Here is an 11644-nt window from a genome sequence, read left to right on the forward strand (position 1 = left end):
CTCCCGACCCACCCCCAAACCGGTCAGATAGCCCGCCAACCGACCCGACCGCGCATCCAACTCCCCGAACGACACCTCCTCCCCACCACACACCAACGCCACCGCATCCGGAGACCCCTCCACCCACCGGCCCAACAACCCCACCACCGACGCCCGAACCACCTCGGCAGACGTGTCGTTCCACTCCACCAACAGCCGGCCGAGATCGTCCGCGCCCAGGACCGCCACGGTGTCGAGGGGGACGTCGGGGGCGTCTTCGTGGTCCAGGCCGTCTTCCAGGGCCACGAGCAGGTTCTCGATGGTGGTGTGCAACATCCGGGTGACCACATGCGGGTCGCCGGGGGCCACCACGTCCACGGTCAGCGCGAAGCCGTCCGTGCCCAGGTCGTCCACGGAGACGGCCAGCGGGAAGTTGGTGAGGTCCAGCATGAAGACCGTGCGGATTCCGGACACGATCGCATCGCCTCGGGGCCCGTCGGAATCCGCGTTCGCCGTCCGACCACCGCTGTGCCGGTAGTTGAACAAAGCGGTGAACAGCGGTGTGTCCTCGGCAATCCCGGCGGCTCGCTGAGCGGCGGCCAAAGGTGCGTGTTCGTGCTCCAGCAACGCGGCCAACCGGTCGCGCATGGCCGAAACCGCCGCTCGCGCACCGATGTTCCGCAGATCGGCCCGAACGGGAAGGGTGTTCATGAAAAGCCCGAGCGCCCGATCGCCGTCGGCACCGGCGTGCATTCGACCGGACAACACCGTCCCGAACACGACGTCGTCGCGACCGGAGAGCGCCGACAACACCTGGGCCCAGGCCACATGCAGAACGGTGGCCGGGCTGACTCCGAGCCGACGGGCCACCTCGCGAATCCGCGTGCCGACCTCGTCCCGGACCGGGAGATCGGCGCGCTGCACACCGTCGCCGTCGCCGCGCACGTCCAACAGGCCGAAGGGCGCGGTCGGTTCGGTGACGTCACCGAGCAGGTCGGCGAAGAATTCCTCGTGCCCGCCGTGCCGCAGACGTTCACGCGCCTGCACCATGAAATCACGGAACGGCAGCGCCGGCGCCAGGTCGTCACCGTGACCGGAGAGGAACGCCCGCACCTCCCGAAGCAGGACCTCCATGCCGGTGTGGTCCTGAATCATGTGGTGCACGCGCAACATGCCGTACCAGCGGCCGGCTTCGGCCGCAGGCGTGATGTGTGCGTCGATCAGCGGTGCACGACCGATGTCCATGGTCAGCCCACCGGCGGCCAGAAGGTGCGCGGCCGGATCTCCATCGGCGGCGACAGGCGCCGCCTCGCGCACCGTAAGCGGAGCGTGTCGCTGCACCACCTGCACCGGGTCGGGGAGCCCGTCCCAGACGATCGCGGTCCGGTAGATGTCGTGCCGATCGATCACCTGCTGAAGGGCGCGAAGGAAACCGTCCAGCCGTTCACGGGCGTCGAATTCCAGCACGAACGAGGTCACGTAGACGTCGCGTTCGCGCTCACCCGCCATCAGGTGGTGGAAGAGGATGCCTTCCTGCAGCGGTGCGAGCGGGTAGACGTCGGCGATGTTGGCGGCCCCGCCGTCGATCGACGCGGCGACGCGGGCGACCTCGGCCTCGGACAGATCCACCAGTGGCAACATGTCCGGCGTCAACGCCGTCGCGTCGGCAGGGATGCGATTCGCGGGGACGGCGACCAGGTCCGCACCGGCCGAGACGGCCAGCCCGGCCACCGTCGGCGCCTCGAACAGGGCCCGCACCGACACCGAGACCCCACGTACCCGCAACCGCTCGACCAACGTCACCGCGAGCAGCGAATGCCCGCCCAGAGCGAAGAAGTTGTCGTCCACCCCGACCGAGGTCAGGCCCAACACCTCGGCGAAGGCCGCACACAGCACCTCCTCGCGCACCGACGAGGGACCACGACCGGTACGCGCGGTCACGTAGTCGGGCGTCGGCAGCGCGGCATGGTCCACCTTGCCATTGGCGGTCAGCGGCAGCTCGTCCAGGACGACGATCGCCGACGGGACCATGTACTCCGGCAGACGGGCCGCGGTGAACGCGCACAGGGTCGCCGTAAGGTCTTCGTCGGTCTCGGCGACAACGGGGCCGACCGCGACGACGTATGCGACGAGTCGCTCGTCACCGGCGCGAGCCGCGGGGCTTCCGGGCCGGGTGCGTACCACCGCCTGGCCAACCCGGGGGTGTGCGGTCAGCGCGGCCTCGATCTCGCCGGGTTCGATCCGGAACCCCCGGATCTTCACCTGATCGTCCGCCCGCCCGGCGAACACCAGCTCACCGGCCGCCGTCCACCGCGCCCGGTCGCCGGTCCGGTACATCCGCTCACCCGAGCCGAAGGGCGACGCCACGAACCGCTCACCGGTCAACGCCGCCCGACCGAGATAGCCCCGGGCCAGACCCACACCGGCCACATACAACTCACCCGTCACCCCCGGCGGCACGAGCGCGAGACGCTCGTCCAGCACATACGCCCGAGCATTCGCGATCGGCCTCCCGATCGCGACCTCGCCCGCCTCCGGCCGGCAGCGCCAAGCCACCGCGTCCACCGTGGTCTCGGTCGGCCCGTACGTGTTGAACAACACCCGACCCGAGGCCCACCGGGCCATCAGCTCGGGTGGGCATGCCTCGCCGCCCACCTCCAGCACGACGTCCGACGAAATCAGCGCGGACGGCATACCGGCCAACACCGCCGGCGGCAACGTCGCGTGTGTGATCGCCTCGTCGACGAAGAACCCGGCCAACTCCGCACCGAGCCGACGCTCGTCGGGCACCACCACCAGTGCCGCACCCGACGACAGCGCCACCGACCACTCCAGGCAGAAGTTGTCGAACCCCACCGACGCGAACTGCGCCATCCGCGAACCCGCCCCGATCGCGAACCGCACACGCCCCGCCGCAGCGGTGTTCGCAAACCCCGCCTGCGAAACCACCACACCCTTCGGCCGACCCGTCGACCCCGACGTGTAGACCACATAGGCCGGATGCGAACCCCACAACGGAGACGAACGATCGGCGTCACCCACGGGCGACGACGGCAGGCTCTCCAACGCCGCGACCACCGCAGGCTCGTCGAGAACCAGCACCGCGGCCCCGACCCCGGCCCCGGACCACGTGGACGGCACCCGCGGCGCGTGCAGGCTGTCCGTGACCACCAACACAGGTGCGGCGTCATCGAGCAGGTAGCCGATCCGCTCGGCCGGCTGCATCGGATCGATGGCCAGATACGCGCCACCGGCAGCCGACACACCCAACAACGCCGTCATCAACCCGTGGCCGCGCCCCAACACCACGGCCACCACCGACTCGGGACCGACACCCAACCCCACCAAATACCGCGCCAGACGACCGACCCGACCACCCAACTCCCCATACGACAGCGCCGAACCCCCGGCCACCACCGCCACCGCGTCCGCGTCCTCCACCACCCGAGCCGCGAACGACTCGGCCACCGGCACCGCCGGCACTTCCACCGCCGTGTCATTCCACGCGACCAACACTCGCGAGCGCTCGTCGGTGTCGAAGAGGTCGACGTCATGCACTCGCCGCTGCGGATCGGCGGTTACCGCTTCGAGGACACGGACCCAGCGATCCGCCATCGTCGCGACCGACTCGGCATCGAACAGGTCGGCGACACCGAGGAAGCCGCCCCGCAGGCCCGCGGGCCGTCCCTGGTCGTCGAAGACCTCCTCGACGGTCACATCCAGATCGAACTTCGCGGGTGTGGACAGACCGGCCGTGAGCTCGGCCGTCGGCGCGTCGATCCGGACGGTCCGGAGGTCGAGGGTTGCCCGCGCCGTGTTCTGGACCGTCAGCATGACCTGGAACAGCGGGTGCCGGGCGAGCGATCGGCTCGGCGCGAGTTCCTCCACCAAGCGCTCGAAGGGCACGTCCTGGTGATCGAAGGCATCGAGTCCGGCTTCGCGCACCCGGCTCAGCACCTGCCGGAAGGTGGGCTCTCCGGACAGGTCGGTCCGCAACACCAGCGTGTTCACGAAGAAGCCGACCAGGTCGTCCAGATCCTCGTCGGTGCGTCCGGCCACCGTCGTCCCGATCGGGATGTCCGTGCCGGCGCCCGACCGGGACAACAACACCGCCAACGCGGCCTGCAACACCATGAACACGGTCACGCCCTCGGCCCGCGCCAACTGCGCCAACCGGTCGTGCAGCTCGGCGGGTACGGTCAACGGGGCGGCATGTCCCCGGTATCCGACCACCGCCGGCCGCGGACGATCGACGGGCAGATCCAGCTGGTCGGGAATCCCGGCCAGCGCGGTGCGCCAGTACGCCACCTGCGCCGCCAACACGCTGTCCGGGTCGTCCTCGGATCCCAGCAACTCCCGCTGCCAGAGCGCATAGTCCGCGTACTGCACCGGCAACGGCGCCCATGCGGGCGCGCGTCCCGCGCAGCGAGCCGCGTAGGCGGCCGAGATATCCCGACCCAACGGACCCATAGACCAACCGTCACCGGCGATGTGATGCACCACCAGGACCAGCACATGCTCGTCGTCGCCGGACGAGAACAGCCACGCCTTGATCGGCATCTCCTCGGCGAGGTCGATCGGGTACTCGGTGGCCCGCAGGATCGCCTGAGCCAGTCCCCCGGGCTCGACCTCCTCCTGCTCGATCTCCCAGGTCGATTCGCCGGAATCGAGCACCCGCTGATACGGCTCGCCGTCCACCATCGGGAAGACGGTCCGCAACACCTCGTGCCGACCCACCACATCCCGCAACGCGGCCGACAACGCGTCCCGGTTCAGATCACCGGACAGGCGCAGGACCACGGGAATGTTGTAGCTCGCGTTCGGTCCGTCCAGTCGCCCGAGGAACCACAACCTCCGCTGCGCGAACGACAGCGGCGGACGCTCCGGACGAACTCCCCGGGCCAGGGCCACCCGTCGTTCGCCCACCCGCCCGTTCGCCAGGCGAGCCGCCAGTCCCGAGACGGTCGGCGTCTCGAAAACGGCTCGGATCTCCAGTTCCACGCCGAGCACGGCGCGCACGCGGGAGAGCAGCCGCGTCGCGAGCAACGAGTGGCCGCCCAGTTCGAAGAAGCTCTCATGCACCCCGACCGAGTCGAGCCCGAGCACCTGGGCGAACATCCCGCACAGGATCTCCTCCTGCGGCGACGGCGCGATCCCGCCGATTGCCACGGCCTCCGGCCGCTCGGGGTCGGGCAGGGCTGCCCGATCCAGCTTGCCGTTGGCGGTCAGCGGAAGCGCGTCAAGCACCACGATCGCGCTCGGCAACATGTACTCCGGCAGGCGCCGCGCGGCGAACTCCCGCAGCGTGCCCGGCAGGTCCTCGTCGACTGCGTCGGCGTCGTCGGGCACGACGTAGGCCAACAGGCGGATATCGCCCGAGGCTTCCGCGCGAGCGATCACGGCGACCCGGCCCACCCCCGGATGTGCCGCCAAGACCTCCTCGATCTCCGCCGGTTCGATCCGGTAGCCGCGGACCTTCACCTGATCGTCGACCCGACCGACGAACACCAACCGGCCGTCAAGGGTCCAGCGCACTCGGTCGCCCGTGCGATACATCCGCTCGCCATCGCCCGAGAACGGGCAGGCCACGAACCGCTCCGCCGTCAGCCCGGGTCGGGAGATGTACCCCCGGGCCAATCCGGCGCCCGCCACGTACAGCTCGCCGATCGTGCCCACCGGGACCGGGGTCAAGTCCTCGCCTAGCACGTACAGGCGCGTGTTCGCGATCGGGCGGCCGATCGGCACCGGCCCGGACGGTACGTCATCGCCCGCGCGGACCTCGAAGACGCAGCAGCCGACCACGGTCTCGGTCGGCCCGTACTCGTTCACGACCACCGAGCCCGGCGACCGCGCCAACCACGCGGACACGTCGGCTCCGAACAGCGCCTCACCGCCGACCACCACGCAGCGCGCGGCGCCGGCCGCCTCGTCGTCCGTCAACAACTCGCCCAGCAAGGGCAGATGCGCGGGGACGACCTTCACCAGGTCGAATCCCGACCTCGAACGCACCAGCCCGGCCAGCCCATCGGCGCCGCCCTCGGGGCTGACCACCACCGGCGATCCGGACACCAGCGGCAACAACACACTCGTCACCGTCAGGTCGAACGCCAACGACGAGTGCAACGGCGCACCACCCGAGGCCCCCACGTCATACGCCTCGCCGGCCCACGCGACATAGTTCGCCAGCCCGCCGTGCGTAACCGCCACACCCTTCGGCCGACCCGTCGAACCCGACGTATAGATCACATACGCCAACTCCGCAGGTCGCACGGAGGCCCACGGCTCGGTGGCCGCGTCCTCGGGACGCGAGGCCAGGTCATCGACCGCGATCGTGGGCAACCGGCCTGCCGGCAACTCCTCCAACAGATCCTCGGTGCTGATCAACATCGCGGCGCGACTGTCCGCCACCATGAACGCGACCCGGTCCGAGGGGTACTCCGGGTCGATCGGCAGATACGCCGCTCCGGCCCGCCATACGCCCAGGATCGCCACCACCGCGTCGACACCACGCGGTAGGCACAGACCCACGACCGACCCGGCACCCACCCCACGCTCGCGCAGCACTCGCGCCAACTGCCCCGCACGGGCATCCAACTCCGCGTACGAGACGCCCGTCCCGCCGCACATCACCGCGACCGCGTCCGGCGAGTCCACCACCCGAGCCGCGAACGACTCCGGCACCGACGGGCGCGGCGAGTCCACCGCGGTGTCGTTCCACGTGACCAACACCCGCGTGCGCTCTTCGTGTCCGAGCACGTCCACCGTTGCGAGCCGCGCGCCCGGGTCGGTGACCAGTGCCCGCAGCACCCGCAGCCAGCGTTCGGCCAACGCGTCTACCGAACCCTGATCGAACAGGTCCGCCGAACCGGTGATCGAGCCGCGGATCCCCGCCGGCCCGCCCTGGGCGTCGAAGCGTTCCTCAGCGGCCACGTCGAGGTCGAACTTCGCCGCGGCGGCGGCCGACAACTGGGCCGCGATGCCGTCGAGCGGGGTGCCCGCCCGCACACCGGACAGGTCCAACGCCGCGCGCGCGGTGTTCTGCAGCGTCAGCATCACCTGGAACAACGGATGACGAGCCAATGACCGTGCCGGGGCAAGCTCCTCCACCAGCCGCTCGAACGGCACGTCCTGGTTGTCGAAGGCGCCGAGTCCGGAGGTACGCACCCGGGCCAACACCTCACGGAAGGTGGGGTCTCCGGACAGATCGGTGCGCATCACCAAGGTGTTCACGAAGAAGCCGACCATGTCCCGCATCGCGGAATCGGAACGCCCGGCCACCGCGGCCCCGATCGGGATGTCCGTACCCGCCCCGAGTCGGGACAACAGCACGGCCAGGCCGGCCTGGAGGACCATGAACACGGTCACCCGCTCGGCCTTGGCCAACTCCACCAGTTCGCGGTGCAACTCGGCCGGGATCTCCACCGACGCCACGTGTCCGCGGTGTCCGGCCAGCGCCGGGCGACTGCGGTCGGCCGGCAGTTCCAGCTCGGTCGGGATGCCGGCGAGCGCGGAGCGCCAGTACGCCAGTTGGGCGTGCAGGACACTGCTCGGATCGTCGTCGCTGCCGAGCAACTCCCGCTGCCAGAGCGCGTAGTCGGCGTACTGGACCGGCAGCGGGTCCCACTTCGGCGGATGACCCGCGCAGCGTGCCGCGTAGGCGGCGGAGATGTCCCGTCCCAACGGCCGCATCGACCAACCATCTCCGGCGATGTGGTGCATCACCAGCACGAGCACATGCTCTCCGTCGCACCGGAAGAGCCAGGCTCGGATCGGTATCTCCCGCGCGAGATCGAACGCGTGCTCGGTGGCCGTCGCCACCGCCCGGGACAGCCGCTCGGCGTCGAGCTCCGTGTAGGCGAGCTCCCATTCCAGGGTGTCGGCGTCGAGGATCTCCTGGTGCGGTTCACCGTCGACCACGGCGTATACCGTGCGCAGCACCTCGTGCCGGCCGATGACGTCGCGGAGTGCCGCCCCCAACGCGTCCCGGTCCAGGTCCCCCGACAGACGCAGTACCACCGGGCTGTTGTAGGTCGGGCTCGGGCCATCCATCTGGCCGAGGAACCACAGCCGCCGCTGCGCGAACGACAAGGGAATCATCAGTGCTCCTCAGTTCCGCGCATCGGCCGCAGCGCCGGCCTGGCTGACTTCTGCTCTCCCGCGTGCCCGGCGAGTTCGGCCACGGTGGGTGCTTCGAACACGTCCCTGATCCGCAGCTCGATGCCGAGCACTTCCCGGATCCGGGTGAGCAATTGCATGGCGAGCAGGGAATGCCCGCCCAGGTGGAAGAAGTTGTCGTCGACTCCCACGGCATCCAGGCCGAGGACTTCGGCGAACACGCCGCAGAGCGCCTCTTCCCGGGCGGTCTCCGGCTTTCGGCCGTCGGCATCTCCGTAGCGGGGAGCGGGCAGAGCGGCCCGGTCGAGTTTGCCGTTGGCGGTGAGCGGGATGCCGTCGAGCATCACGATCGCGGCGGGGAGCATATGCCCCGGCAGCCGCTGTGCCGCAAACCGGCGAAGCTCCAAAGGCAGTTGTGTGCTCCCGGAGCCACCTGCATCGACCGGGACGACATACGCCACCAGTCGAATGTCGCCCGGAGACTGCGCCCGGGTGACCACGGCCGCCCAGTGCACTTCGGGGTGAGCGGTCAGCGTGGCCACGATCTCGCCGGGCTCGATCCGGAACCCCCGGATCTTCACCTGATCGTCGGTCCGACCGGCGAACATCAACTCTCCCGCGGCCGTCCACCGCGCGCGGTCGCCTGTGCGATACATCCGCTCACCCGAACCGAACGGGCAGGCCACGAACCGTTCACCGGTGAGCGCGGCCCTGCCCAGGTAGCCCCGGGCCAGGCCCGTGCCGGCCACATGAAGCTCGCCGATCACCCCGGGCGCGACCGGACGCAGGAAGTCGTCCAGGACGTAGGCACGGGTGTTGGCGATCGGGCTCCCGATCGGGATCTCGTCGACCTCCGACCGGCAGTGCCAGACGGTGGCGTCCACCGTCGTCTCGGTGGGCCCGTAAGTGTTGAACATGACCCGCCCAGGTGCCCAACGGTCCATCAATTCCGGTGGGCACGCCTCGCCACCCACCTCCAGGACCACGTGCGGCGGGATCGCCCCGACCGGCACCCCGGCCAACACGGCGGGGGGCAAGGACACATGCGTGATCGCCTGCTCGACGAGGAACCGGGCCAACTCGTCGCCCAATCGCCGCTCGTCGGGAACAACCACCAAAGCCGCCCCCGACACCAGCGCCAACGCCCATTCCAAACAGAACACATCGAAACCGATCGAGGTGAACTGCGCGATCCGGGAGTTCTCTTCGGGTCGGAACCGGCCCCGTCCCGCAGCCACGGTGTTCGCGAATCCGGCCTGCGAAACGACCACCCCCTTGGGCTGCCCGGTCGAACCCGACGTGTAGACCACATAGGCCGGGTGCGAACCCGACAGCGGCACCAAACGGTCGGCGTCACCGACGGGGGACGACGGCAGGCTCTCCAGCGCGGTGACCACCGCAGGCTCGTCGAGAACCAGGACCGCACCCCTTTCTCCGCACCACGCGGCCGGGATGTGCGACGCGTTCACGCTGTCCGTGACCACCAGGACCGGCGCCGCGTCATCGAGCATGTAGGCGATCCGCTCGACCGGCTGCGTCGGATCGATGGCCAGATACGCAGCACCGGCAGCCGAGACACCCAACAACGCTGTCATCAAGCCCGAGTCGCGACCCAACACCACCGCGACCACCGCCTCGGGGCCGACCCCGAGCCCGATCAGCCGCCGCGCCAAACGGTGAACTCGACCACCCAACTCGCCGTACGAAAGCTCCGAATCCCCGGACACCACCGCAATCGCTGCCGGCGCCTCCGCCACCCGAGCCGCGAACAGCTCCGCGACCGGCACCGCCGGCACCTCCACCGCCGTGTCGTTCCAGGTGACCAACACCCGCGAGCGCTCGTCGTCGTCCAGCACGTCCACGGCGTCGAGTCGAACACCCGGATTTGCGACCAGCGTTCCCAGCACCCGTACCCAGCGGGCGGCGATGGTTTCGACCGTATCCGGGTCGAACAGATCGGCCGACGCCACGACCACGCCGCGAAGCCCGGCGGGACGGTCCTGCTCGTCGAAGACTTCGGTCAGCGCCAGATCCAGGTCGAATCTCGCCGGTTGTGCGACGGACACGCCCGCTGCGGCGCCCGACGTACCGACCCCAAGCCCCGGCAAATCCAGCGCCGCCCGGCCGGTGTTCTGCAGCGTCAACATCACCTGGAACAGCGGATGCCGCGCCAACGACCGCGCCGGCGCCAACTCCTCCACCAACCGCTCGAACGGCACATCCTGATTCCCGAACGCACCCAGCCCGGTCTCCCGAACCCGACCCAGCACCTCCCGGAACGTCGGATCCCCCGACAGGTCCGTCCGCATCACCAACGTGTTCACGAAAAACCCGACCAGATCGTCCAGACCCTCGTCCGTACGACCCGCCACCGCCGCACCGATCGGCACATCCGTACCGGCACCCAACCGCGACAACAACACCGCCAACCCGGCCTGCAACACCATGAACACCGTCACACCCTCGGACCGCGCGACCCGCACCAGCTCGACGTGAATCTCGGCGGGGACCACGAGCGGGACGCTGTGACCACGGTCGCTCGCGACGAGGGGCCGGGGGCGATCGAAGGGCAACTCCAGCTCTTCCGGACCTCCGGCAAGCGCCTCCCGCCAGTACGCGACCTGGCGCGACAGCACGCTGTCGGGGTCGTCCGCGTCGCCGAGCAACTCCCTCTGCCACAGCGCATAATCGGCGTACTGCGCCGGAAGCGGCGTCCACTCGGGCGCATCGCCGGCGCACCGGGCCGCATAGGCGGTGGAGATGTCCCGGCCCAACGGGCCCATCGACCAACCGTCACCCGCGATGTGATGCACCACGAGCACCAACGCGTGCTGCTCGGGCCCGGACGATAGCAACCACGCCTTGATCGGCACCTCCGTCGCCAGGTCGAACTCGTGGCTAACGGCGCGTGCCACCGCACCGGGCAACTCGGCCGCGGACACCCGACCGACCGCCGGCTCCCACGCGAGTTCGTCGAGACTCAGGATTCGTTGGTACGGCTCACCGTCGGCGACCGCAACCACCGTCCGCAACACTTCGTGCCGACCCACCACATCCCGCAACGCCGCCGACAACGCGGCCACGTCCACACGACCGGACAAGCCCACCACCACCGGCAGGTTGTACGTCGCGCCGCCACCCTCCAACTGCCCCAGGAACCACAACCGGCGCTGCGCGAACGACAACGGCACCCGCTCCGGACGCTCCCGGACCGTCAGCGCGGCCCGCGCCGCGTCGGCGTGGTCCAGCGCGACCGCCAACCCTGCGACGGTCGGCGTCTCGAACAACGTCCGCAGGTCCAACTCGACGCCCAGCACGGCCCGGACACGCGACGCCAGCCGCGTCGCCAGCAGCGAGTGTCCGCCCAACTCGAAGAAACTGTCGTCGACCCCCACCCGATCCCGACCCAACACCTGGGCGAACGCCCCACACAACAACTCTTCACGCAGACCGACCGGCTCCCGGCCTGGTTCGGTGTGGTGGTCGGGTGCGGGGAGGGCTTTGCGGTCGAGTTTGCCGTTGCTCGTGAGCGGGAGTGCGTCGAGGGCGA

At 69.9% G+C, this 11644-nt stretch carries 2 protein-coding genes; both read right to left on the reverse strand.

Annotated features, from left to right (window positions below):
* On the reverse strand, nt 1-8076 hold an 8076-nt coding region (locus tag ACZ4FV_RS50305; protein WP_465328066.1), incomplete at its 3' end, for an amino acid adenylation domain-containing protein.
* Nucleotides 8076-11644 (reverse strand): amino acid adenylation domain-containing protein (locus ACZ4FV_RS50310; RefSeq protein ID WP_465328068.1); only part of this gene is annotated, 3569 nt, incomplete at its 5' end. The genes ACZ4FV_RS50305 and ACZ4FV_RS50310, both read right to left, overlap by 1 nt.

The sequence above is a fragment of the Embleya sp. NPDC025285 genome (genome assembly GCF_055558835.1).